Raw genomic sequence first — 25,469 nt, forward strand, 5'->3', positions numbered from 1 at the left:
TTCTTTATTCCATAATATATTTTTACACTATTAGAGCCCAATTGAAACACGTTTATTTGATAAAAATAGCAATTATATTAAAAATTAGGTCATTATTAACGCTTACATATGCCTTTCTACCGTAAAAATGCCAATTTTTCTGCATTAATATGTTAAAAACGATTGCCAAGCGGCTTTCTGTTTGTTACAATTAGCGCAGTGAGATTTTAGTAACATTTTTGTAATCATTAAGTTGTTATTTACAAAGGTTTTGTCATGTATTGATTACAAGCTAATCCTAATCAACAGTATGAGCCGAGTTTCCTAACTATTAGGAAAACGGGGGAACCAACTTTGGGTGAATTGACCTCCATTATATAGAGGGGTCATAGGGGACCTTCAACCGAACCCTTAAGCTAACCTCGTAGGCATTTGGAAGGGGTATACACTTTTGAAGAAGAAGTTAGCAGCAGCAGTACTAAGCTTTTCCATCATCCTCACCATCGGAGCAGGAAGCGCTTTCGCAGATTCCAAAATGGATAAAGTGATTGACAAGGCCATCGGTACTAAATACGTATCCGGCGGTATATCCACTAACGGATTTGATTGCTCCGGATTTACAATGTATGTGTTTGATAAGATTGGCATTAACCTTCCACACCAATCAGGTTCCCAATATCAAATGGGCACAGCAATCTCCCGTGATGATATAAGAGCCGGAGATCTTGTATTCTTCAATACAAGTGGCAAAGGTGTCTCCCATGTCGGCATTTATGTCGGTGAAGGTAAGTTCGCACACGCTTCTACCTCACGCGGTGTTACGATTAGCTCTCTGAGTGATAGCTACTACGTGAAACGCTACGTTGGTGCCAAGCGCATTATGAGCACAGACGCTTACCAATCGGTTGCTGCTGAATCGGAAGACAATGATGATGTGCAATAAGTAACGTACATAGGCTCTTTTCCAAGGTAACTCTTGGAGGAGAGCTTGTTTTTTTGTCTTATTACTTATTTACCCCTCTCATAATTTGTAAAACATTTCTCTCATATAAAGTTTCTGAGTCGAACCTCCCCCATTTTGTATATAATTAGTAATATAGCAATGTCCTCGTGAAAGGAGATCGATGACTTTATGATAAATCCCTCGGTAACTTTTCATGTAGTTCCTATGGAGGCAATTCACGGAGAAGCTATTTGTAAGTGGAGCTATACGCCTCCATATAATATTTATGGCTGGATGCGGTGGGAGCAGATGCAGGCTCTTGGCATCGAGTTTGGTGATCTGCAGCTCCGGGAGGAACAATATATCTCCATATTAAATGAACAAGAGGTATTGTGCGGATTCGCACAGTTGTTCCCGATGGAAGGAGTCGTTCGTTTAGGAGTTGGGATGCGCCCCGATCTATGCGGCCATGGTTTAGGCAAACTATTCGTGGATGCCATCGTCCAGACAGCCTTGAATCGTTATCCTCATCGTGAGATAGATCTAGAAGTCCTGACCTGGAACCAACGCGCCATACGAACTTATCAAAAATGTGGATTTACGATTACAGATACGTATGAACGCCGCACACCTACAGGAGATAAACCTTTTTATTGCATGGTCTATGACAAATGATATTAAATACCATATATTTCATAAGAATGATTGTATTCTCGTTCATTTTTTTGTCACAAACCCTATGATAACGCTTCACCATAAGCTATAATGTAGGGAGCAGCTTACATAGAAGGGACGAATTGGGATGCAGAAATGGATCATGAGCGGTTTGTTTTTTGCCGCCTGTGCCTTTGCGGTAGTACTCATGTTTACACTTCCGGGTAAAGAAGAGGTAGCGGAAGAAAATAAGCCCACGATGCCGGTAGTTCAACTGGACGTAGCAAAGGCAGAAGCAACCGTGAAAGCCAGCTGTATCACCTGTCACGGCGATCAGCTTCAAGGTGGAGTTGGACCAAGTCTTCAGAATGAAGGCGGCCAGCATGACGCTGAGGAAATCTACAGCATCGTCACTAAAGGACGTGGTCAAATGCCTTCCTTTAAGGAGAAGCTAGCGCCTGAAGAGATCGCCAACGTCGCACTCTGGCTCTCAGAGAAAAAGTAACCAGCCAAGCAACCAAAAACGCCCGTGTATGAGATAGGTGACTATCTGTGCACGGGCGTTTATTTTATGATTTTGGCTAAACTAATGATTTTTTTCAAAGGCTTCATTAAATTCATGCGCCTCTCGAAGATCTAGAGCTGTAATCCCATCTTCTTCATTAGATTTCAGGCGCAGGGTAACTGTTTTATAATCAATCGTAATATGTGGATGGTGATCGAAGGCTTCTGAAATCGTGGCTACTTCATCAACGAACGCAATGCCCTTCATATATTGGCTGAACATATATTTTCGCACCATAACATTATCTTCCAGTTTCCAGCCCTCCAGCTTGGTGATCTCCTCACGCAGTTCCTCTTCCGTAAATAACAATTCGTTTCCTCCCTTACAAAAAATTGCAGTAAAGTGCGTAGTTCCCTTTACTTGTCTTAGGCGTTAAACAAAACATCCCTTAGCTTCTGAGGTCCAAGGGATGTGCCAGGATAAAGGCGATATTTTCGATTAAATGTATTCACAAATCCCAGCGATTATAACTCGGCTTTATCAATTTTAACACGGGCTACTAACTACGGGCAAATTACGTCCAGACGTCTCCTCTGCCTAAATCAAAACTACTGAAGCCAAATCCTCTTCGCCAACTAGAATATTAATGCGGTGCGTGTCCTTATCGTAAATAATTACGCCGCTCCCCACTTCAATCATAGGTTCATTACCCAGCGCGAAGAAAAGATCCTCAGCCAATGCTTCCCATACCTCCAGCTTTGATTCTTGGGGTAGTTCCTGCCACTCGTCCGGATCCATCTCAAAAAATAAATATCCATCGGAAATTCGTCCGACGGCTTCGGTCAAATCGGTTAGAATTTCACCGTAATCTCTACCATGCTTTACACCCACGTATATCACTCCGTTTTCTTCACAGATGAATAATTACTTACCTTATCCATTATAGCCGAAAAAATGACTTCACAAAAAACCGAATGATGTCGATAAATAAGAATATACGTTAATTCGGTTTCGCACAGAGTGCCCTGCCGCTGTTTCAAGGATGATATACGCGGCATTGTCGGAACACATCTTAAATCTCACGGACGAGGTGCAAAATGGAAATTTCAACAATAATTGGTTTAATTTTTGGTTTGGTTGCTGTAATCTGGGGCATGATCCTCAAGCACGCTCCACTTCATGCTTTGGCCACACCCGCTGCTTACGTTATTATCTTGGTGGGTACGGCAGCTTCTATTTTCATGGCCTTTCCTTTCAACGAGGTCAAAAAGATTCCAAGTCTGTTCAAAATGATTTTTATCAAAAAGAAATTAATCAGTAAACCCGAATTAATCACTATGTTCATGGAATGGGCTTCTATCACACGGCGTGAAGGTCTGTTGGCTCTAGAATCAAAGGTCGATGAAATAGAAGATAACTTCCTCAGAAACGGCATGCGGATGATTATTGATGGAAATGATCAGGATTTTGTCCGCGATGTCCTCATGGAGGATATCCACGCCACAGAGGATAGACATAAAGCAGGAGCCCTCATTTTCTCACAGGCAGGTATGTATGCTCCTACCCTCGGGGTGCTCGGGGCGGTTATCGGTCTCATCGCCGCTCTGGCTGATATGAGTGATATGAACAAACTGGCTGCGGCAATCGGGGCTGCCTTCATCGCCACATTGCTTGGTATCTTTACAGGTTACGTATTATGGCATCCTATTGCTAATAAGCTGAAACGTCTCTCCAAACAAGAAATCGAAGTTCGAATGATGATGGTCGAAGGTCTTTTGTCCATACAGTCCGGTGTATCTACTATTGCCATCAATCAGAAGCTTGCTGTATTCCTAACACCTTCGCAACGCGTTAAGTTAAATGAGAAGGACGGTGGATCAGGTGAGCAAAAAGACTAGACACGAAGAGCATGAAGAACATGCCGATGAATCGTGGCTGTTACCTTACTCCGACCTCATGACTCTTCTGGTGGCTCTGTTCATCGTTATGTATTCTATGAGTGCAACGGATGCCAAGAAATTTGAAGAGATGAGTCAGGCCTTCAGTTCCGCACTTAATGGCGGTACAGGTATTCTTGAAGAGCGGGCAGCAATGCCTAGTAAGACTCAAGAAGATCTAGGGAAAAATGATAAGATGGGTAGCTCTACTTCCAAGAAAGCTGAAGAAGCAGAAATGGCAAAGCTACGACAAAAGGAACAAGAGGATTTAGAGAAGCTTAAGAAACAATTCGATCAATATATTAAGAGCAACGGCCTAACTGATCTGCTCAGTACGAAGCTTAATCAATCTCAGCTAATGATTACGATCAGTGATAACGCATTGTTCGCTTCTGGCCAAGCCATTGTTAAGGATGATTCGCGGCAATTAGCTAAATCCATCTCAACGATGCTGCAGCAATTCCCGGATTATGATGTAGTAGTGCAAGGGCACACCGACGATATTCCGATTTCTAATAGCAACTATTCATCCAACTGGGATCTGAGTGCGGATCGGGCACTTCAGTTCATGAAGATTTTGCTGCAGAACACGAATTTAAATCCACGCAAATTTAGTGCGATTGGATACGGCGAGTATCATCCTATTTCCGATAATGACACAGCTACCGGTCGAAGCAAGAATCGCCGGGTAGAGGTTTCCATTATTCGAAAATATCAAGAAACCAAAGAGTTTACAGGGATTGTTCCCTCTGCTGAATAAGTGATTTCGTAAGGTAATAAAAAGAGCTGTCCAAAGGTCTTAGACCCCGGACAGCTCTTTTTTTTGTTGCAGTACTACATTCTATATGGAACTGTATTATTGTAATGACACTCCTACAGTAACTCGTAGTTCAGCGTAGCTCCAAGCTCTTTCTTCTCATCAGCAGACAGCTCACGCCATTCTCCCGTTTGCAATGCCCCCAGGCGAATATTCATAATCCGAATGCGTTGCAGCTTTCGAACCTCATACCCAAAAGCGCTGCACATACGACGAATCTGGCGATTTTTGCCCTCTGTCAAAATAATACGGAAGACACGCTCCGTAATACGCGTTACCTCACAGGGCAGCGTCTTCTCGCCTAATATTTTCACACCGCTGGACATGCCGGTAATAAAAGAAGGCGTAATGGGTCTGTCCACGGTAACCACGTATTCTTTTTCATGCCGGCCTTCCGCCCGCAAAATTTTATTAACGATGTCGCCATCATTGGTAAGCAGGATTAATCCTTCCGAATCCTTATCGAGACGACCAATCGGGAATATACGCTCATGATGACCTACAAAATCGACAATATTCCCCTTGATATGCTGTTCTGTGGTTGATGTAATCCCTACCGGCTTGTTTAGAGCAATGTAGACCGTCTGGCTTGAGGTTTCAAGCGCTATACCATCTATTCGCACATCATCGCCCGGAACAGCCTGACTGCCCAGCACAGCAGGCTCTCCGTTGATCGTAACTCTGCCGGCATCCACAAGCTTGTCTGCTTCTCGGCGTGAACAGTACCCTGTCTCACTGATGAATTTATTAATTCTCACGTTGTTCTTCACTCCGTTCATCCTTAATGTTAAGCCAAGGTGTACCCCCTCCAGCTGCAGGCAGCTTAATCATAACGGTTGTCCCCCGGCCAACTTCACTTTGTATTTCCAAATGACCCTTATGAGCCTGAATAATACGCTGGCTAATCATTAACCCAAGACCAGTCCCCGATTCCTTATTCGTGAAGAACGGTTCACCCAGCTTAGGCAGCACGTCCTCTGGAATCCCTTCACCCTGATCTTTGATTACTATAAAGACGCAATCCACAGAGTTCCACAGTTCCATTGAAATGACGCCACCCTCAGGCATAGCCTCAATTGCATTTTTAACAATATTAATGAATACCTGCTTCAGCTGGTTCTCTTCACAATGTACAGTAGCAGGTTGTTCAGAGAATTTCGTACTAAATTGAATATCATGTAGATGAGCGAGACTATCCAATAGAGAAACTACATCACCTAATATGTAGCGAAGATCTTTTTCCTGAAAATGAACGGCTTGCGGCTTAGCCAGGATTAAGAATTCACTGACGATAAGATTAATCCGCTCCAGCTCGGATAACATCAGCTCTACATGAAGCGGAACCAAGAGCTCCTTCTCCTGTTGAAGCTGTAGAAATCCTTTTAATGTGGTAAGAGGGTTACGAATCTCATGAGCTACTCCTGCGGCCAATTGGCCGACTGTAGTTAGTTTCTCAGAGCGTCTAAGCAGCTCCTCCATTCGATTGCGTTCCGTCATATCACGAGAAACGTGAATAAAGGAATGGGGATAACCCTCTTCATCTCGAATTATCGAGGTACTAACGCTAACCTCAACTAATGATCCGTCCCGTTTAAGTCTCACTGTCTCAATCGGCGGCAGAACTGCACCATTTCTTAACGCGTCCAGCCGCTCTTCCTCTTGCTTAAGCGCTGTCGCGGGTACAAGATATGGCATATTGCCGATCACTTCTGTTGCACTCCATCCATACAGCTCCTCAAAGGCCCTGTTAGTGCTAGTGATTCGTCCCTCCATATCCAACGTATGAATCGCATCAGACGTCCCGTTAATTACGGATTCCAAATGCTCCTTAACCGCCCGGTTCTCTTCCAGCGTCTGCTTAAGACGATTGGTGCGTTGCATAAGATGAGAAGTCATAGCGTTAATCCGCAAGGCTAATTGACCTAACTCATCACGAGAGGTTACCTTTAATGGAGGTTCGAACTTACCTCGCGCTACATCATTGACTTTGGCAAGTATAGCCTGAATTGGACGAGTAACAAAACCTGAAAGTATGTAACTACATAGCAAAAATAATGCCAGCAACAACAGAGACGTAGTCAAATAATTGGCTAATTGTTCATGAACTACGGATGAAATCACAGAATAATCCAAAACTACACCGATTACGTAGGGCTCCATTTTAGGATTCTGAATAGGGATGAAGCTTTTAAGCACTCTTTTCCCATGTACCCTCGTCTCCAGTGTAACTGGCTTCTGCTTCTGCTGAGCTAATAGAATGGCCGCTTTATCTTGCTCCACATTACCATAAGTATAGGTACCGAACTTAATTGGGCGGTTGCCAAGTTTCTTTTTAAATGCATCGCTTCCATCGCCCGCCATACTCGCTAAACCAAATGTTGTTGGATTAAATCCTGTAAGCTCTAAAATCCCTGGATTAACTTCTTTGGTTCGCTCTACAATTTGATCGGGATTGGTGATTTTGACATATTCACTAGCCGCAGTATTGAGAATAACAGGATTAATGATGTAATTGCTTGCTTCATCATGATAATAACCCCACTTCTCAATGAAATCGGGATTGTAGGTTGAATATTCAAATGGGCCTGACCAAAAATGATCCAATGCCTGACCTTGTCCCACAGTGACTTCCTGATTATCAAATAACTCCAAAAGGGCAAGGTACCAGTACCCCCAACCTTGAGTGGACATTCCAATATCAATAGGATTTGATGCCTTTGTCACCACGATATCATTATCAGTCTTTACCAGAATTGAAATATTAGACACGCCCAACTTGGAAGTTAGGGCCTTAAGTTGAGCATTGGTTATATTCTTATAATCCGGACCCAATTCCTTAGAGGCAAAGATGGCAGCCATTCTTAAGTTATGCGCAATTTGATATTCTACATAGTTAGAGCTATAGTTACTTTGTTCTACAGAAACAGCCATTTGCATAGCGGTGATCTGCATATTATTTACGTTTTCATTTCTTAGATTATTCTGAGCGGCATAAAGGTTAAATGTCAGGTTTAATGCTAAAATTAGCAGTACCGCTCCAAAAATAATAGCAGATAGTTTTGTCTTTATGGACAAACTGTTATTCACCTCTTATCCACTGGTAAATCCTTGCGGAGCCTATAATAAACATCATACCTTTTGCCCCCTCATTTGAAAAGGACATTTAAAACAAGCCTATTAATTCACGAAATATTGAAATTCAAAAGGTGTTTCTCTACAATATATAAGAAACCATCCACATCTTATGCACATATAAACAAATTATTAAAGTCCGGTGTGTACAAAAATGTGTATAAGTAGGCTGTTATCCACAGAGTTATACACATTTTGTTAAGAACGAATATTTGTTCGTTGTACAATGGTTACAGAAGAAGGGAAGATGATCTTGAATATTAAAGCCAATGAATCGCCAGAAGATATACAAGCGGTTCATGAATATTGGATGAGGCAGGCGATCGCAGAAGCACGTAAAGCTGAGGCATTAGGTGAGGTTCCTATTGGCGCTGTCATTGTTCGACATGGTGAAATTATAGGACGTGGATACAATTTACGAGAAACGACAATGGATTCGACAGCCCATGCAGAGATGGTAGCCATTCGTGAGGCCAGCAATGTCATGAATTCTTGGCGTCTGCTGGATTGCCAGCTGTACGTCACCCTAGAACCTTGTCCGATGTGTGCAGGAGCAATAGTGCAGTCCAGAGTGCCTCTCACGGTATATGGAACGCCTGACCCTAAAGCTGGATGTGCCGGGACCCTCATGAACTTGCTTGAAGAACCGCGATTTAATCATAGAACTGAGGTAATACAGGGTGTTTTACAAGAAGAATGTGCAGATCTACTCACCTCCTTCTTTCGCCGTTTACGTAAAAAGCCAATAAAACAAAAGGAGGACTCCTAAATGACCCTTACTCTATATCATACCTCTCAAGGCATCTATATTTCTCCACTTGAGCTTAAGGATGCACAGAGCCTGCTGGAGCTTCGTTTAAATAACCGGGTAACCCATGAACCGTTTGAGCCAAAACGTGATGAGCACTTCTTTACCCTGGAGAGTCAACAACAGATCATCAATCAGCGTATTGAGGACGGCCTACAGGACAGAGCTTATATGTTCGGCATTTATCTGCTGGATGGACAGCTAATCGGTCAGATCACATTGTCCAACGTCTCACGAGGTATAGCACAATATGCTGATTTAGGATATTTAATGGATCATCGGATGCAAGGACAAGGTTATATGACAGCAGCAGTCGGATTAGTCCTTGGCTATGCGTTCCGGGCCTTAGGTCTACATAGAGTTCAAGCAGCTATTTTATTGCATAATGAAGCTTCCCGAAGAGTCCTGGAGAAGAGTGGGTTCAAACCTGAAGGGATCGCCCGTCAGTATCTTAAAATAAATGGACAGTGGCAGGATCACCAAACCTACGCAATCTTAACCGAAGATGTGCTGACTGAGGAACGGAAATAAGATTCTGCATTGTCGCAGGAATGAGTGCTACTTTTTTTCCTAAAAAAAGACCCGCATGGGCGTATAATATACGCATCATGCGGGTCTTAATCTTGCTAACTGGGATTAATAAGTTCCCATACCACCGAATTCTTCTCCAAGTTGATCCATTGTAATTACATCATCACCTTGAGGGATACCAATCTTGAATACCGGCTTCTCGTTGATCTTACTGTATTGGCCCGTTCCATTTACTGAGAAGGCTACTTTTGTGCCATCTTCCGGATCATTTACTTTAACATCCATCAATAAATCCTGATACACAGCGTATCCATCTTTATTGATCGCAGTATTATAGTGGAACTGGTTGATGGTAAGGTACTTATCAAGATCAGCTAAGCCCTTATCCAATTCAGTTCTAGCTTCACCTGATGTCAGTTCTTCTTTAGCCTTAGCTAGATCTGCATCTTTAATCTGCAGCATATCCTTGTATTCTTCCTTGCTTACGATATCAATGATTTTAGGCAGGGCATTATTCACCAAGATAGTGATTGCTTCTTTAACATTATCGTTAGTCACTTGGAACTGAACGACTTGTTTAGCTTCCACGCCTTCTGGTAAATTAGCATCTTTGGGATCAATCTCGTTAAAATATTTTTCTTCGTCATATTCAGCTAGGACAGCGTCCACCACTTCATTAGACAGCTTCTGCATTTTCTGAGTATCCATCGTACTTGGGTTAAATTCTGCACCCTCCTGCTCTGCCAACGCCTTCAGATCAACCTCTACAAACTTATTGAGGATCGTCTCAGGAATCGGTACGAAAGGAATAGATGGAATCTTAACATACAACTTCTCGGCAGTCATTACCATAGGAACATTAAAGCTCATGCTCATATCGCCCTTCAGATTCAGAACCATAGTTAGTTCTGTCTGCATTGGCTCTGCTTGATATACCCCATCAACGGTAATATCAGCATTCTTAAGCATACTAAGTACCTGTGTAGTCATTGCAGCAGATTCAGCGTCAGAAGTCTCGATCGTAAGATCGTTGATCGTGAATTTACTCTTCATCTCATAAGATGACATTGTAGTCGCTTTAGTAGCGGCTGATTTTAAGGCCTCTTTTGGCGCCTCCTGTTTACTTGCACATCCCGGCAGAATTACTGCTGCTGTAAGCAGCAATGCAGCGGCCGACAAACCCCACTTTTTGTTCATTATTGTTCTCCTCTCCCATTGTAAAAGAAATCTCTCCCCCTCCTATGATAAACCATTTGTAAAAGTCAAGAAACACTTCTTTAAAATTCTTAACGTTTTTATTTGTTAACCTTGTGGATTATGGTGGTCAACATGGTTCGCTTGTTTCACCTTTTTAGAACCTGAAAGCGGTTCTGGACCTGAAGGTGTATGGTCTTTTCTCCGCTCACCACTTGTTGGCTCTGCCCCAGGAACAGGGATACTTTTTGGTTTCGACATTTTCATTCCTCCTAAGGATTGGTCAAGTTCTGAAGAGCCTGAGCACATTCATGAATTTGCCGTGAGTATTGCTGTGCCAGCTGCTGTACGGCATCACTACGCTCATCAATATGGAGACCGCTCTGTTCCACATCCAGCAGATCCACTGCCACTTCTCTGCTATCTACATACTTGCAGCGAAAATCCAATGAATAGCCTTGATGACCTGCCGCATTAAAATGAATCAGCAAGCTATTCGGATCCCCATTATCCGCCAGCACACTGAAACTATCCCCATCATCCATCAACGCCGGCAAACGCTCCTGCCAGGCTGAGACAAGCTTATGCTGATCAACTTCTAATGATCTATCCATGATTATGATCATCCTCCTTCTCTAATACATTGCGGAGAAATGAAGCTTTTTATTCTCAATAGAGCTCGGTCTACCAAACAAAACAAAAAACCGTCCCCCAGAGGGAACGGTTTCTATCTAATTATTCTTTAAGTTCATAAAGGAATGGCGGAGAGGATGGGATTCGAACCCATGTGGGCTTGCACCCTAACGGTTTTCAAGACCGCCCCGTTATGACCGCTTCGGTACCTCTCCAAATGCACTTAAATTTCACATGCATTAGGATTGTACCATACTATGCAAAGAAAAAGCAACTATATCTTTAAATAGTTTTTGGTTGTATCGATTTTACATTGCGCATATAAGGTTGTAGGCATTCTGGAATCAGAACACTGCCATCCTCTTGCTGATAATTCTCAAGAATTGCAGCAACTGTACGTCCAACCGCCAAAGCAGAGCCGTTCAGCGTATGAACAAATTCAGGCTTCGATTTTGGATCCTTACGGAAACGAATATTTGCCCGGCGCGCTTGGAAATCTTCTGTATTTGAGCAAGAGGAGATCTCACGGTACATCCCACTCTCAGGCAACCACACTTCCAGATCGTACGTCTTAGCCGATGTAAAGCCCATATCAGCCGTACATAACCCAAGTACACGATAAGGCAGTCCTAACAGCTGCAGCACACTTTCAGCGTCTGCTGTCATTTTTTCTAATTCCTCATAAGAGGATTCAGGGGTGGTGAGCTTCACCAACTCTACCTTGTTGAATTGATGCTGGCGAATCAAACCGCGAGTATCACGGCCCGCCGAGCCCGCCTCAGAACGGAAACAAGAGCTGTAAGCTACATGGTATTTAGGCAGGTCAGCTGCCGTCAAAATCTCTTCGCGATAGTAGTTCGTTACCGGTACTTCAGCTGTAGGAATCAAATAGTATTCGGTATCCCGCAGCTTGAACAGATCCTCTTCGAATTTAGGCAGTTGTCCTGTACCATACAAGCTATCTTTGTTCACAATGTAAGGCGGCAGCATTTCCTCATAGTTATGCTCACCACTGTGAAGATCCATCATAAAGTTAATCAGCGCCCGTTCTAGACGTGCTCCAAGTCCTTTATAGAAAACAAACCGGGATCCTGTAACCTTTGCTGCAGCTTCGAAATCAATAATATCAAGCTGCTGCGCAAGCTCCCAATGTGATTTCGGAGTGAATCCGAACTCTTTGGGCTCCGACCAGCGGCGTAATTCAACGTTATCATCCTCAGACTTCCCTACTGGAACTGAATCATGAGGAATATTAGGGATATTCATAGTAAGATCAGCAATCTGAGCTTCCAGTTCACGTACTTCATCATCAAGCTCTTTAATACGGTCAGATACCGTACGCATTTCTGTAATTAGGTCATCCGCTGGCTCGCCGTTCTTTTTCTTTTTCGCTACTTCACCCGAAACTGTATTACGACGGTTCTTAAGACCTTCGGTTTCTTGCAGTAATTCACGTCGACGCAAATCAAGTTGTGGAAAATCAGCAATTAAGTCCAGCGATTTGCCCCGTTTTTCTAAAGCCTCTTCCACTCTTGCGTAATCACTACGTAGTATTTTTACATCTAACACAATGTTTCCCTCCTGAAAAACAGCCTAAACTCTTTCAAAATGCTGATTACAGCTTTGAAAGAGTCAGGATGTTCTTTATATGCAATTTTGTTGTTGGACTTCCCTATTCGCCTCTACCATATCGGCAAAATATTGGTGCAGTCTGAAATCATCGGTCAGTTCTGGATGAAAAGAAGACACCAGCAAGTTCCCTTCGCGCGCGGTTACAATCTCATCATTATAGACTGTAAGCACATCAACTCCCGGTCCCACCTCGTTGATAAGCGGTGCACGTATAAATACAGCACGAACCGGCTCATCAATGCCTTTAACCTCCAGATCACATTCAAAGCTTTCCCGTTGGCGGCCGAATGCATTCCGGGCTACGGTAATATCCATCAGCTCCAAATGCCCCGGTTCACCACCGGCAATTTTTTTGGCCAGCACGATCATACCCGCACATGTGCCAAAAATAGGCTTGCCCTGATCAGAAAAATCACGGATGGCTTCTATGAAACCATATTTCCGCATTAGCTTTCCAATCGTTGTACTTTCTCCGCCGGGGATAATCAGGCCTTCAACCTCTTCTAGCTGCTCCACACGCTTGATAGGCACGCCTTCTGCACCGGTCTTCTCTATACTAACAATATGCTCCGTAACAGCGCCTTGAAGCGCCAATACTCCTATCTTCATCCTACAACCTTCTCTCTATTAACGGCCACGCTCCGACATACGTTCAGCCGGGGTGAGAGTTGCAATATCAATCCCCTTCATTGGTGCACCAAGGTTCTTGGATACTTCAGCAATCAGTTTGTAATCAGTATAGTGTGTAGTAGCTTCAACAATCGCACGCGCAAATTTCTCAGGATTGTCCGATTTAAAAATACCCGAGCCTACGAATACACCATCAGCACCCAAATGCATCATAAGAGCAGCATCGGCAGGAGTAGCTACACCCCCAGCGGCAAAGTTAACAACCGGCAGTTTGCCAAGCTCATGCACTTCGAGCAACAGCTCATAGGAAACTCCCAGGTTCTTTGCTTCATTATATAGCTCGTCCTTGGACAAATTCGTTACTTTACGGATTTGACTGTTGATAAAGCGCATGTGACGCACGGCCTCAACAATGTTGCCTGTTCCTGGTTCACCTTTTGTACGGATCATGGAGGCACCTTCGTTAATACGTCTCAATGCTTCTCCCAGATCCTTCGCTCCACATACAAAAGGAACGGTAAACTCACGTTTATCAATATGGAATACTTCATCAGCAGGAGTAAGAACTTCACTCTCATCCAAGTAATCAACACCCAAAGATTCTAGAACTTTCGCTTCTACATAATGGCCGATACGAGCCTTAGCCATAACAGGGATACTTACCACTTTGAGAACCTCTTCTACAATTGTAGGATCGGCCATCCGTGCTACACCGCCAGCTGCACGAATGTCAGAAGGTACGCGTTCCAGAGCCATAACAGCAACTGCACCAGCAGCCTCAGCAATTTTTGCTTGCTCTGCATTCATGACGTCCATAATGACGCCGCCTTTTTGCATTTCTGCCATGCCTCTTTTAACTCGCGATGTACCTGTTTCCATGTCCTAACCCCCCGAATGATCTATCTTAATCTAACTTGTAATTTTACCCCAATGAAGGGAAATCTACAACCCATTCACTCGGATTTACTGCTGATTTCGACACCGAACTGCATTAGAACAAGTTCTTGATCCCTGAAAATAAATCACCGAAGAAATCGCCAATCGCTCTAAGGAACAACTTGAACCAGCCAGCTTTCTCAGCTTCCTCTACAGTGATCAGATTAACTGTTTTCTCCTGTGCTGCTTGCATGCCTTCAGCCTTGTAGGAATAGGTAACTTTACCTACTTTAGAGGATTGGGCTATAGGAGCAACCAAAGTAGCAGGGTCATTTGTTACAACAGTTGTAGTAACTTCAGGAGAAACAGTTCCCTTAGGAACAATGAAAGAAACTCCTTCATCAGTAACTATAGAAACATCTTTATTCTTGCCTTTCAGTACCGGAACTGTTTCCGTGCCAGCAATAACGGCCTTCGGAGCTACAACCTGTTTGATTTCAAAGTTGTTAAACCCGTAGTCGAGCACTTTTTTAGTTTCTGTGAATCGATGTGCCTCTGAATTAGCACCCATAACAACACTGATTAGACGCATTCCATCACGCACAGCAGTACCTGTAAAGCAGTTACCTGCATTTGTGGTATGGCCAGTCTTCAGTCCATCTAGACCTGGATAAGCATATGCCTTAAAGTTGGGAATACTTTTGTTAGCTTCCAGCATCCAGTTGTAGTTAATGATCGGCGCTGTATCCCGATCACGGAATTTATAAGACTGAATCGTTGTAAATTCAGTGAAGTCCGGGTGGTCAGTAACTATAAATTTAGCAAGAGTAGCTGCATCTCTAGCTGACATTACAGTCTCTTTATCAAGATCAGGACGGAATTTCTTCGGCATGTCTGCCCGATCAAGTCCAGTTGAGTTAATAAAATAGGTATTTTTCATGCCCATCTTCTGTGCAGTCTGATTCATTAGTTCTACGAATTGTTCTTCTGAACCCGATACCAATTCTGCCAAAGCAACTGTGGCATCATTCGCCGATCCTACGGCCATCGCTATGTATAGCTCTTTAACCGTATGTTCATCTCCAGCTGCCAGAAAAATTCGTGATCCGACCTGTTTGGAAGCATTCTCTTGAATGATAACTTTCTGATCCCAAGAGATGTCTCCTTTTTTCACGGCATCAGATACAAGATATTCAGTCATCATCTTGGTCATACTCGCAGGTGGGAGTGGTGTATCTGGATTTAGAGCCATAAGTACTTGGCCTGTAGTTGGTTCTATTAGAATAGCAGAACTCAATTCCAAGTTAAGAGATTCCACAGAAGGGATCTTAACTGCGTTGGTCTTGGGTGCAGTTTCAGTAGTAGTTGCGGCACCTTCGGTTGTAACCGGAGTTTTGCCCGCTTCAGCCAATGCTGGAATTACTGGGTTCATTAACATATTTAAAAGCAGACCTACAGTCGCTGTCTTAATTACAATTTGCTTACCATTAAATTTTCGTTTGTGCTTCAATGATTACGACTCTCCTTTAAATCTCATATCAATAGCTTGTTCTATTCTAACACAGGGGTACCCGCAAAAAAAGACAGACAGGACGAAATAGTCCTGTCTGTCCAAAAAATAATACGGTTAGTCCATTATACGGAATAGTTTGGTGCTTCTTTTGTAATTTGCACATCATGCGGGTGGCTCTCACGAAGTCCAGCACTTGTGATGCGAATGAAAGAAGTATCGTTACGCAGTTCTTCCAATGACTTCGTACCGCAATAGCCCATACCTGAGCGCAATCCGCCGATCAATTGATGAACAGTGTCAGAAAGAGGCCCTTTAAAAGCAATACGTCCCTCAATTCCTTCAGGAACGAGCTTTTTATCATCATCTTGGAAATAACGGTCTTTACTGCCTTGTTTCATGGCACTCATGCTGCCCATACCACGATATACTTTAAATTTACGGCCTTGATAGAGCTCAGATTCCCCTGGGCTTTCTTCTGTACCCGCAAACATACTTCCCATCATTACAGCATGAGCACCAGCTGCGATAGCCTTTGTGATCTCCCCAGAATACTTAATACCGCCATCAGCGATAATAGGAATTCCATACTCACGAGCAACTGTCGCACAATCATAAATGGCTGTAACCTGAGGTACGCCGATACCAGCGATAACGCGTGTTGTACAGATCGATCCTGGTCCAATACCTACTTTAACTACAGATGCACCAGCTTCAATAAGTTCACGGGTTGCTTCGCCTGTAGCTACGTTACCAGCAACAATCGTAAGATCAGGATACAACTCACGAATTTGGCGAACCGCTTCAATAATATTAATGTGGTGACCATGTGCAGAATCGACGACGATCAGATCCACACCAGCTTTTACTAATGCTGCAGTACGTTCGAACGTGTCTTTAGAGATACCAACAGCTGCTCCAACAAGTAGACGGCCATGTGCATCTTTGGCTCCGTTAGGGAATTGAATAGCTTTTTCAATATCCTTAATGGTGATGAGACCCTTAAGAATATTATTCTCGTCCACAAGGGGAAGCTTCTCGATCTTATGACGTTGCAGGATACCTTCTGCTTCCTGAAGGGTTGTACCCACAGCAGCTGTTACAAGATTCTCATGTGTCATAACTTCTTTAATCTGAATATTGAAATCATGAATAAAGCGTAAGTCTCTATTAGTTAGAATACCGACAAGTTTATTGTCACTGTCTACAATCGGCACTCCGGAAATGCGATATTTACCCATTAAAAGCTCTGCATCAGATACCATGTGTTCTGCCGTAAGTGAGAATGGATTCGTAATAACTCCGCTCTCGGAACGCTTCACACGATCTACTTCTTCCGCTTGCTGCTCTACAGGCATATTCTTGTGTATAATCCCGATGCCACCCTCACGAGCAATTGCAATGGCCATGGCTGCTTCTGTGACTGTGTCCATACCTGCACTCATAAGTGGAATATTCAACTTCACATTCTTACTTAGAACTGTGGTCAAATCCACTTCTTTAGGCAGTACCTCAGATTTACGCGGAACCAGCAGCACATCATCAAAAGTTAGACCTTCTTTACCAAACTTATCTTTCCACACCTGGGTCATTCCTCCTCGGTTGTTTTAAATTATACCCGCCTACAAACTTTATGAAAGAAGAACCTTTGACTCCAGTCCATTCACGACAGACAATTCTGTACATCTGGGGGCTGAACAAGTGTAGATCTTCAATTAAGGTTTGAGATGCTTATCCAAAAATATATTATTGCCATCTTAGCAAAGGGCATTTGGACTGTCAAGAACATTACATCATCAGAGTAGGTATTCAAAAAACGGCCCCCGAGTAAGCGAATTATTGGACGTTAGTCCGTGCTCAGTGGACATATAGTGTATAAAAAATCCACAATGCATTTCTGCTCATCTTATTACCCACGCTTATCTCCATCATAGTATTTCAAAATATAGCCTAATGAATTCTCTATTTACATAACAAAAAGACCACTGTCGATTACTCCAACAGTGGTCTTGTGTGCTTGGCAACGTCCTACTCTCCCAGGACCCTTCGGTCCAAGTACCATCGGCGCTGGAGGGCTTAACGGTCGTGTTCGGGATGGGTACGCGTGGAACCCCTCCGCTATCGCCACCAAACATGCGTCTGTGAAACAGACGCTGCCGCGTGAAATTCGGTTCATCACTAGAAGTGACAATGAATTTCTAAGCGTATTTCAGGCTTAATCGCCTGAAAACTGAATCCGAAACGAATCTGCATTCTAAGTATAGGATAAGCCCTCGACCGATTAGTATTGGTCAGCTCCATGCATTGCTGCACTTCCACCTCCAACCTATCTACCTCGTCGTCTTCAAGGGGTCTTACTAATTGGGAAATCTCATCTTGAGGGGGGCTTCACGCTTAGATGCTTTCAGCGCTTATCCCGTCCGTACGTAGCTACCCAGCCATGCTCCTGGCGGAACAACTGGTGCACCAGCGGTACGTCCATCCCGGTCCTCTCGTACTAAGGACAGCTCCTCTCAAATTTCCTGCGCCCACGACAGATAGGGACCGAACTGTCTCACGACGTTCTGAACCCAGCTCGCGTACCGCTTTAATGGGCGAACAGCCCAACCCTTGGGACCTACTTCAGCCCCAGGATGCGATGAGCCGACATCGAGGTGCCAAACCTCCCCGTCGATGTGGACTCTTGGGGGAGATAAGCCTGTTATCCCCAGGGTAGCTTTTATCCGTTGAGCGATGGCCCTTCCATGCGGTACCACCGGATCACTAAGTCCGACTTTCGTCCCTGCTCGACTTGTAGGTCTCGCAGTCAAGCTCCCTTATGCCTTTGCACTCTGCGAATGATTTCCAACCATTCTGAGGGAACCTTGGAACGCCTCCGTTACTCTTTAGGAGGCGACCGCCCCAGTCAAACTGCCCGCCTGACACGGTCCCCGTACCCGATAAGGGTACTAGGTTAGAACCTAGATACGATCAGGGTGGTATCCCAACGGCGCCTCCACCGAAGCTTGCGCTCCGATTTCTACGGCTCCCACCTATCCTGTACAGATCGTACCCAAATTCAATATCAAGCTGCAGTAAAGCTCCATGGGGTCTTTCCGTCTTGTCGCGGGTAACCTGCATCTTCACAGGTATTAAAATTTCACCGGATCTCTCGTTGAGACAGCGCCCAAGTCGTTACGCCATTCGTGCGGGTCAGAATTTACCTGACAAGGAATTTCGCTACCTTAGGACCGTTATAGTTACGGCCGCCGTTTACTGGGGCTTCGGTTCATAGCTTCGGGTTACCCCTAACCACTCCCCTTAACCTTCCAGCACCGGGCAGGCGTCAGCCCGTATACTTCGCCTTGCGGCTTCGCACAGACCTGTGTTTTTGCTAAACAGTCGCTTGGGCCTTTTCACTGCGGCCCCCTCGTGCTATTCACACTACCGGGGCACCCCTTCTCCCGAAGTTACGGGGTCATTTTGCCGAGTTCCTTAACGAGAGTTCTTCCGCGCGCCTTAGAATTCTCTTCTCGCCTACCTGTGTCGGTTTGCGGTACGGGCACCTTCTCCTGGCTAGAGGCTTTTCTTGGCAGTGTGAGATCATGACCTTCGCTACTATAATTTTCGCTCCCCATCACAGCCCAGCCTTAATGATGTGCGGATTTGCCTACACATCAGCCTCACTGCTTAGACGGACATCCATCAGTCCGCGTCACTACCCTCCTGCGTCACCCCATCGCTCATAGCGGATTACGGTGGTACAGTAATTTCAAACTGTTGTCCTTCGACTACGCCTTTCGGCCTCGCCTTAGGTCCCGACTTACCCTGAGCGGACGAGCCTTCCTCAGGAAACCTTGGGCTTTCGGCGGATCAGATTCTCACTGATCTTTTCGTTACTCATACCGGCATTCTCACTTGTGTAGTGTCCAGCGCTCTTTTCAGTACACCTTCAACCCCTACACAACGCTCCCCTACCCCAGATACATACGTATCTAGCCATAGCTTCGGTGGTGTGTTTAGCCCCGTTACATTTTCGGCGCAGAGTCACTCGACCAGTGAGCTATTACGCACTCTTTCAATGGTGGCTGCTTCTAAGCCAACATCCTGGTTGTCTGTGCAACTCCACATCCTTTCCCACTTAACACACACTTGGGGACCTTAGCTGATGGTCTGGGCTGTTTCCCTTTTGACAATGGATCTTAGCACTCACTGTCTGACTCCCGGCAATAAGTATATGGCATTCGGAGTTTGACTGAGCTTGGTAATCCTTGCGGACCCCGCACCCAATCAGTGCTCTACCTCCACTACTCTTATACCGAGGCTAGCCCTAAAGCTATTTCGGGGAGAACCAGCTATCTCCGAGTTCGATTGGAATTTCTCCGCTACCCCCACCTCATCCCCGCACTTTTCAACGTACGTGGGTTCGGGCCTCCAGTGCGTGTTACCGCACCTTCACCCTGGACAGGGGTAGATCACACGGTTTCGGGTCTACGTCCACATACTCAATCGCCCTATTCAGACTCGCTTTCGCTGCGGCTCCACCTTCTCGGCTTAACCTTGCATGTTAAACGTAACTCGCCGGTTCATTCTACAAAAGGCACGCCATCACCCATAGATCGGGCTCTGACTTTTTGTAAGCACACGGTTTCAGGTTCTATTTCACTCCCCTTCCGGGGTGCTTTTCACCTTTCCCTCACGGTACTGTTTCACTATCGGTCGCCAGGTAGTATTTAGCCTTAGCAGATGGTCCTGCTGGATTCATACGGGGTTTCACGTGCCCCGCACTACTCGGGATCCGTCTCGGAGAGAACACAGTTTAGGTTACAGGGCTTTTACCTCTATCGCGGGCCTTTCCAGACCTCTTCACCTACCATATTCCTTTGTAACTCCATGTGAGACGTCCCACAACCCCTAAGAGCAAGCTCTTAGGTTTAGGCTGTTCCGCGTTCGCTCGCCGCTACTGACGGAATCACTATTGTTTTCTCTTCCTCAGGGTACTTAGATGTTTCAGTTCCCCTGGTCTGCCTCTACACACCCTATGTATTCAGGTATGAGTAACTGCGAATTACCACAGCTGGGTTTCCCCATTCGGACACCCCCGGATCAAAGCTTGCTTACAGCTCCCCGAGGCAGTTTCGTTGTTCGCCACGTCCTTCGTCGGCTCCTGGCGCCTAGGCATCCTCCGTGTGCTCTTATTAGCTTAACCTTGATTTTTCCGTAGGAAAATCTCACTAATAACATTTACTTGTTTACACAAGTTGCTAAAAGATGTTCTAAAACGCAAATTCGTTTCGGTATCCAGTTTTCAAGGATCAAGTCTTATTTGAGAGCTTAAACTCTCAAAACTGAGCAACGAGTGAGTAACAGGCCTAAACCTGAGTTTTGGAAGCTGAGCTTCCGATTTGAATGTCTTCATTGCAGAAGACGATTCTCCATAGAAAGGAGGTGATCCAGCCGCACCTTCCGATACGGCTACCTTGTTACGACTTCACCCCAATCATCTACCCCACCTTCGGCGGCTGGCTCCCTTGCGGGTTACCCCACCGACTTCGGGTGTTGTAAACTCTCGTGGTGTGACGGGCGGTGTGTACAAGACCCGGGAACGTATTCACCGCGGCATGCTGATCCGCGATTACTAGCAATTCCGACTTCATGCAGGCGAGTTGCAGCCTGCAATCCGAACTGAGACCGGCTTTGATGGGATTGGCTCCACCTCGCGGCTTCGCTTCCCGTTGTACCGGCCATTGTAGTACGTGTGTAGCCCAGGTCATAAGGGGCATGATGATTTGACGTCATCCCCACCTTCCTCCGGTTTGTCACCGGCAGTCACTCTAGAGTGCCCAGCTTAACCTGCTGGCAACTAAAGTTAAGGGTTGCGCTCGTTGCGGGACTTAACCCAACATCTCACGACACGAGCTGACGACAACCATGCACCACCTGTCTCCTCTGTCCCGAAGGCCGCTGCTATCTCTAGCAGATTCAGAGGGATGTCAAGACCTGGTAAGGTTCTTCGCGTTGCTTCGAATTAAACCACATACTCCACTGCTTGTGCGGGTCCCCGTCAATTCCTTTGAGTTTCAGTCTTGCGACCGTACTCCCCAGGCGGAGTGCTTACTGTGTTAACTTCGGCACCAAGGGTATCGAAACCCCTAACACCTAGCACTCATCGTTTACGGCGTGGACTACCAGGGTATCTAATCCTGTTTGCTCCCCACGCTTTCGCGCCTCAGCGTCAGTTACAGCCCAGAAAGTCGCCTTCGCCACTGGTGTTCCTCCACATATCTACGCATTTCACCGCTACACGTGGAATTCCACTTTCCTCTTCTGTACTCAAGCCACCCAGTTTCCAGTGCGACCTCAGGTTGAGCCCAAGGTTTAAACACCAGACTTAAATAGCCGCCTGCGCGCGCTTTACGCCCAATAATTCCGGACAACGCTTGCCCCCTACGTATTACCGCGGCTGCTGGCACGTAGTTAGCCGGGGCTTTCTTCTCAGGTACCGTCACTCCGATAGCAGTTACTCTACCGGACGTTCTTCCCTGGCAACAGAGCTTTACGATCCGAAAACCTTCATCACTCACGCGGCGTTGCTCCGTCAGGCTTTCGCCCATTGCGGAAGATTCCCTACTGCTGCCTCCCGTAGGAGTCTGGGCCGTGTCTCAGTCCCAGTGTGGCCGTTCACCCTCTCAGGTCGGCTACGCATCGTCGCCTTGGTGGGCCGTTACCCCACCAACTAGCTAATGCGCCGCAGGCCCATCCCTCAGTGACAGATTGCTCCGTCTTTCATTCTTCTCTCAGGAGAAAAAAGAAATTATCCGGTATTAGCTACCGTTTCCGGTAGTTATCCCAGTCTGAAGGGCAGGTTGCCTACGTGTTACTCACCCGTCCGCCGCTAAGTTATTTTGAAAGCAAGCTTTCAAAATAACTCCGCTCGACTTGCATGTATTAGGCACGCCGCCAGCGTTCGTCCTGAGCCAGGATCAAACTCTCCAATTAGTATTGAAAAGAGCGATATGCTCATTTTGAAACATCTGACGAGAAAATTAATTCTCTAATTTTGGATTTCACTTGCGTGATTTCCTACTCACTCGTTGTTCAGTTTTCAAAGATCAAGTTCTCGTTGGCGCCGTTTAATGTCTCAGCAGCAACTCTTATACTATATCATGTTCGGCTATTTAATGTCAAGCTCTTTTTTTAACTTCATTTTCGAGCTCGGCATGTGTATTTCTTGGCCGGACTTAGAATATATCATGTATAGAGATTCATTGCAAGAGTTTTTTTGAAACTAATATTAAATCTCTACATTCTATAGGAGCAATGAAGTGAAAGCACCGCTTCTAATCAACAGTAGCCAAGAGAACTGTCCTTAGACAGCTCCCTTAAGCCCTGTGTTGTATAGATACTATTCAGTACGGTTACGCATATGTGGAAACAGCAATACATCGCGAATCGATGCAGAATTGGTAAGCAGCATGATCAGACGGTCTACGCCGATTCCCAGTCCGCCAGTAGGTGGCATACCATATTCCAGGGCGCGGATGAAATCATCGTCCATCTCATGAGCTTCGTCATTACCTTGCTCTTTCTCCTGGATCTGTGCCTCAAAGCGTTGACGTTGGTCAATCGGATCATTCAATTCACTAAATGCATTAGCGTGCTCACGACCCACAATAAACAGCTCAAAACGATCGGTAAAGCGTGGATCCTCATCGTTTTTCTTCGCAAGTGGTGAAATTTCAACAGGGTGTCCCATTACAAAGGTTGGCTGAATTAGAGTTTCCTCTACAAATTGCTCGAAGAAAGCGTTAAGGATATGACCGAACGTCATATGTTTCTCAACAGGCACACGATGTTCTTTTGCCAAAGCTTGTGCTTCGTCATCTGTCATGTGAACACTGAAATCAACACCGGTTACTTCTTTAACAGCATCAACCATAGTTACACGACGCCATCCTGGAGACAGATTTACCTCTTTGCCTTGGTAATCCAGCAGTTGTGTACCTAATACCTCTTGGGCAATATGTGCAATCATATTCTCCGTGAGATTCATGATGTCCTTGTAGTCAGCATATGCTTCGTACAACTCAATCATAGTAAACTCTGGATTATGACGAGTCGACATTCCCTCGTTACGGTATACACGGCCGATTTCGTACACTTTTTCCAAACCGCCAACAATAAGGCGTTTCAAGTGAAGCTCGATAGCAATCCGCATATACAGCTGCATTTCAAGTGTGTTGTGGTAAGTAATAAACGGACGCGCAGCTGCTCCGCCGGCGATCGTATGAAGTGTAGGTGTTTCAACTTCAAGATAACCAAGTGAATCCAAATAGCGACGCATCGATTGAATAATTCTTGAACGGGCAATAAAGGTCTGTTGAACTTCCGGATTAATAATCAAATCAACATAGCGCTGGCGATAACGCAGTTCTACATCTTTAAGACCATGATATTTCTCAGGAAGTGGCAGCAGGGATTTGGACAAGACTTCGAGATTATGCACTTTGATGGAGGTCTCGCCTGTTTTGGTTTTGAATACTGTTCCACGAACGCCAATAATATCTCCCAGATCGAGAACATTAAACGCCGCGTATTGAGTTTCAGGAATGCTGTCTTGACGAACATAAAGCTGAATTCTTCCACTAAGGTCCTGGATATGCGCAAAGCTGGCTTTACCCATAACGCGTTTTGCCATAATACGTCCAGCAATGCTCACTTCAACAGAAAGCTCGTCCAATTCCTCTTTGGAAAGTCCATCATACTTAGCTACGATATCGCCAGCGTTAGCTGTGCGCTCGTATTTTTTGCCAAAAGGATCAATACCAAGTCCTCTTAGCTCGTCCAGTTTGGCACGGCGGATCTGCAAAAGCTCACTAAGTTCGTTCTCTGCATTGTCCACATTGTTCATTTCCTCGGTCATGCGATTCATCCCCTTATAACTCAGTAATATCATATACACAAGAAGAAACGGCTCCGTCTCCATAGTTAGAGGACAGTCCCGTTCCAGCTCAAAATATAAGCAGTTTGTTTTACCTATCGTTTCTGGATGATTTGAAAAAAGCTTCCCTAAGGAAGCTTTCCCAAACATGTTCCCTTATCTACCTATGTACAGTGAAATGACTAATACATACGGCAGCACATCTATTTACAGACATTAAGGTCTGTATATTACTTCATTCTGATATCGAGAATTTTATATTGAATAACTCCTGCAGGTGTAGAAACATCAACAACCGTACCTATTTTTTTCCCGATAATAGCTTTGCCTACCGGACTTTCATTGGAAATCTTGTTATTCAGTGGATCAGACTCTGCTGTACCTACGATCGTATACTCCATAGTGTCCCCATATTCCAAATCCTCGACACTTACAGTAACACCAATACTTACTACGTCAGTAACGATCTCGTCGCTATTGATGATACGCGCGTTGCGAAGCATCTTCTCCAAAGTTAGAACGCGTCCTTCGATAAAAGCTTGCTCATTCTTCGCGTCTTCATACTCCGAGTTCTCACTGATATCTCCGTAGCCAATCGCTACCTTAATCCGTTCAGCAACCTCACGGCGTTTTACGGATTTGAGGGTCTCCAGCTCATCTTCCAGACGTTTTAGCCCGTCCGGCGTAAGGATGACTTCTTTATCGCTCATCTCAACCGATTCTCCTGTCGTATACAATTATTGAAAACACCATACTATATGCTAATCT

21 protein-coding genes, 1 tRNA gene, 3 rRNA genes and 1 riboswitch are annotated in these 25,469 nt (G+C 45.0%); of the genes, 7 read left to right on the plus strand and 18 right to left on the minus strand.

Annotated features, from left to right (window positions below):
• Window positions 1-282: 282 nt before the first annotated feature.
• Window positions 283-425: riboswitch (cyclic di-AMP (ydaO/yuaA leader) on the plus strand.
• A 44-nt stretch (window positions 426-469) separates the two neighbouring features.
• The 3 genes from NST45_RS26570 to NST45_RS26580 all read left to right on the plus strand — a co-directional run bounded on the left by NST45_RS26570 (window position 470) and on the right by NST45_RS26580 (window position 2,081).
• Entirely contained in the window at window positions 470-922 is a 453-nt protein-coding gene (locus NST45_RS26570; RefSeq protein ID WP_232061490.1) for a C40 family peptidase, read from the plus strand.
• Between the two features lie 189 nt (window positions 923-1,111).
• Window positions 1,112-1,597, plus strand: a complete 486-nt coding sequence (locus tag NST45_RS26575; RefSeq protein ID WP_076148017.1) for a GNAT family N-acetyltransferase — start codon at window positions 1,112-1,114, stop codon at window positions 1,595-1,597.
• Between the two features lie 127 nt (window positions 1,598-1,724).
• Entirely contained in the window at window positions 1,725-2,081 is a 357-nt protein-coding gene (locus NST45_RS26580) for a cytochrome c (protein ID WP_076148019.1), read from the plus strand.
• Between the two features lie 81 nt (window positions 2,082-2,162).
• On the opposite strand, the gene NST45_RS26585 is transcribed toward NST45_RS26580, so the two are convergent.
• Complete coding sequence (locus NST45_RS26585) at window positions 2,163-2,450, minus strand: 4a-hydroxytetrahydrobiopterin dehydratase (protein ID WP_036679964.1); 288 nt, start codon at window positions 2,448-2,450, stop codon at window positions 2,163-2,165.
• 228 nt (window positions 2,451-2,678) lie between these two features.
• Window positions 2,679-2,972, minus strand: coding sequence for a hypothetical protein (locus NST45_RS26590; RefSeq protein WP_036679966.1), 294 nt, complete (start codon window positions 2,970-2,972; stop codon window positions 2,679-2,681).
• 206 nt (window positions 2,973-3,178) lie between these two features.
• Between NST45_RS26590 and motA the strand changes: the two genes are divergently transcribed.
• Both motA and motB read left to right on the plus strand, forming a co-directional pair.
• Window positions 3,179-3,979, plus strand: a complete 801-nt coding sequence (gene motA, locus NST45_RS26595; RefSeq protein ID WP_036679967.1) for a flagellar motor stator protein MotA — start codon at window positions 3,179-3,181, stop codon at window positions 3,977-3,979.
• Window positions 3,963-4,778 carry a flagellar motor protein MotB gene (motB, locus tag NST45_RS26600; protein ID WP_036679969.1) on the plus strand — a complete coding sequence of 272 codons (816 nt, stop codon included), beginning with the start codon at window positions 3,963-3,965 and terminating at the stop codon, window positions 4,776-4,778. Before motA ends, motB begins: the two co-directional genes overlap by 17 nt.
• Window positions 4,779-4,891: 113 nt before the next feature.
• Here motB and rluF read toward each other — a convergent pair whose 3' ends face one another.
• Window positions 4,892-5,593, minus strand: a complete 702-nt coding sequence (gene rluF / locus NST45_RS26605) for a 23S rRNA pseudouridine(2604) synthase RluF (RefSeq protein ID WP_036679985.1) — start codon at window positions 5,591-5,593, stop codon at window positions 4,892-4,894.
• On the minus strand, window positions 5,583-7,910 hold the full coding sequence (locus NST45_RS26610; RefSeq protein ID WP_036679971.1) for a sensor histidine kinase: 2,328 nt from the start codon (window positions 7,908-7,910) through the stop codon (window positions 5,583-5,585). Before NST45_RS26610 ends, rluF begins: the two co-directional genes overlap by 11 nt.
• Window positions 7,911-8,214: 304 nt before the next feature.
• Between NST45_RS26610 and tadA the strand changes: the two genes are divergently transcribed.
• On the plus strand, window positions 8,215-8,736 hold the full coding sequence (tadA, locus tag NST45_RS26615; protein WP_076142536.1) for a tRNA adenosine(34) deaminase TadA: 522 nt from the start codon (window positions 8,215-8,217) through the stop codon (window positions 8,734-8,736).
• A complete protein-coding gene (locus NST45_RS26620) occupies window positions 8,737-9,306 on the plus strand; it encodes a GNAT family protein (protein WP_076142537.1) in 570 nt (189 codons plus the stop codon).
• A 105-nt stretch (window positions 9,307-9,411) separates the two neighbouring features.
• Here NST45_RS26620 and NST45_RS26625 read toward each other — a convergent pair whose 3' ends face one another.
• The 14 genes from NST45_RS26625 to greA form a co-directional block, all read right to left on the minus strand.
• Window positions 9,412-10,503: a hypothetical protein gene (locus NST45_RS26625; RefSeq protein ID WP_076138622.1), complete on the minus strand. Its 1,092-nt coding sequence runs from the start codon at window positions 10,501-10,503 to the stop codon at window positions 9,412-9,414.
• Window positions 10,504-10,608: 105 nt separating this feature from the next.
• Complete coding sequence (locus NST45_RS26630) at window positions 10,609-10,761, minus strand: small acid-soluble spore protein P (protein WP_076138623.1); 153 nt, start codon at window positions 10,759-10,761, stop codon at window positions 10,609-10,611.
• Window positions 10,762-10,772: 11 nt separating this feature from the next.
• On the minus strand, window positions 10,773-11,114 hold the full coding sequence (locus tag NST45_RS26635) for a hypothetical protein (RefSeq protein ID WP_036679977.1): 342 nt from the start codon (window positions 11,112-11,114) through the stop codon (window positions 10,773-10,775).
• A gap of 145 nt (window positions 11,115-11,259) precedes the next feature.
• Window positions 11,260-11,348, minus strand: a tRNA-Ser gene (locus NST45_RS26640).
• A 67-nt stretch (window positions 11,349-11,415) separates the two neighbouring features.
• Window positions 11,416-12,702, minus strand: coding sequence for a serine--tRNA ligase (gene serS / locus NST45_RS26645; protein WP_038568043.1), 1,287 nt, complete (start codon window positions 12,700-12,702; stop codon window positions 11,416-11,418).
• Window positions 12,703-12,777: 75 nt separating this feature from the next.
• Window positions 12,778-13,374, minus strand: coding sequence for a pyridoxal 5'-phosphate synthase glutaminase subunit PdxT (pdxT, locus tag NST45_RS26650; RefSeq protein WP_036679979.1), 597 nt, complete (start codon window positions 13,372-13,374; stop codon window positions 12,778-12,780).
• Between the two features lie 18 nt (window positions 13,375-13,392).
• Window positions 13,393-14,274 (minus strand): pyridoxal 5'-phosphate synthase lyase subunit PdxS, encoded by an 882-nt coding sequence (gene pdxS, locus NST45_RS26655; protein WP_076148021.1) that lies wholly within the window; start codon window positions 14,272-14,274, stop codon window positions 13,393-13,395.
• Between the two features lie 112 nt (window positions 14,275-14,386).
• Window positions 14,387-15,781 (minus strand): D-alanyl-D-alanine carboxypeptidase family protein, encoded by a 1,395-nt coding sequence (locus NST45_RS26660; protein WP_036679981.1) that lies wholly within the window; start codon window positions 15,779-15,781, stop codon window positions 14,387-14,389.
• Window positions 15,782-15,906: 125 nt separating this feature from the next.
• On the minus strand, window positions 15,907-17,364 hold the full coding sequence (guaB, locus tag NST45_RS26665) for an IMP dehydrogenase (RefSeq protein WP_036679982.1): 1,458 nt from the start codon (window positions 17,362-17,364) through the stop codon (window positions 15,907-15,909).
• A 432-nt stretch (window positions 17,365-17,796) separates the two neighbouring features.
• A 5S ribosomal RNA gene (gene rrf / locus NST45_RS26670) occupies window positions 17,797-17,913 on the minus strand.
• Window positions 17,914-18,042: 129 nt separating this feature from the next.
• Window positions 18,043-20,969: ribosomal RNA gene (locus tag NST45_RS26675) — 23S ribosomal RNA — on the minus strand.
• A gap of 232 nt (window positions 20,970-21,201) precedes the next feature.
• A 16S ribosomal RNA gene (locus tag NST45_RS26680) occupies window positions 21,202-22,759 on the minus strand.
• Together the 16S, 23S and 5S rRNA genes form the textbook arrangement of a ribosomal RNA operon.
• Before the next feature lie 406 nt (window positions 22,760-23,165).
• Complete coding sequence (lysS, locus tag NST45_RS26685; protein ID WP_038573979.1) at window positions 23,166-24,683, minus strand: lysine--tRNA ligase; 1,518 nt, start codon at window positions 24,681-24,683, stop codon at window positions 23,166-23,168.
• A gap of 248 nt (window positions 24,684-24,931) precedes the next feature.
• Window positions 24,932-25,411: a transcription elongation factor GreA gene (gene greA, locus NST45_RS26690; protein ID WP_036678719.1), complete on the minus strand. Its 480-nt coding sequence runs from the start codon at window positions 25,409-25,411 to the stop codon at window positions 24,932-24,934.
• Window positions 25,412-25,469 lie beyond the last annotated feature (58 nt).

It is taken from the genome of Paenibacillus sp. FSL R7-0163 (genome assembly GCF_037969975.1).
Classification (GTDB): domain Bacteria; phylum Bacillota; class Bacilli; order Paenibacillales; family Paenibacillaceae; genus Paenibacillus_AQ; species Paenibacillus_AQ odorifer.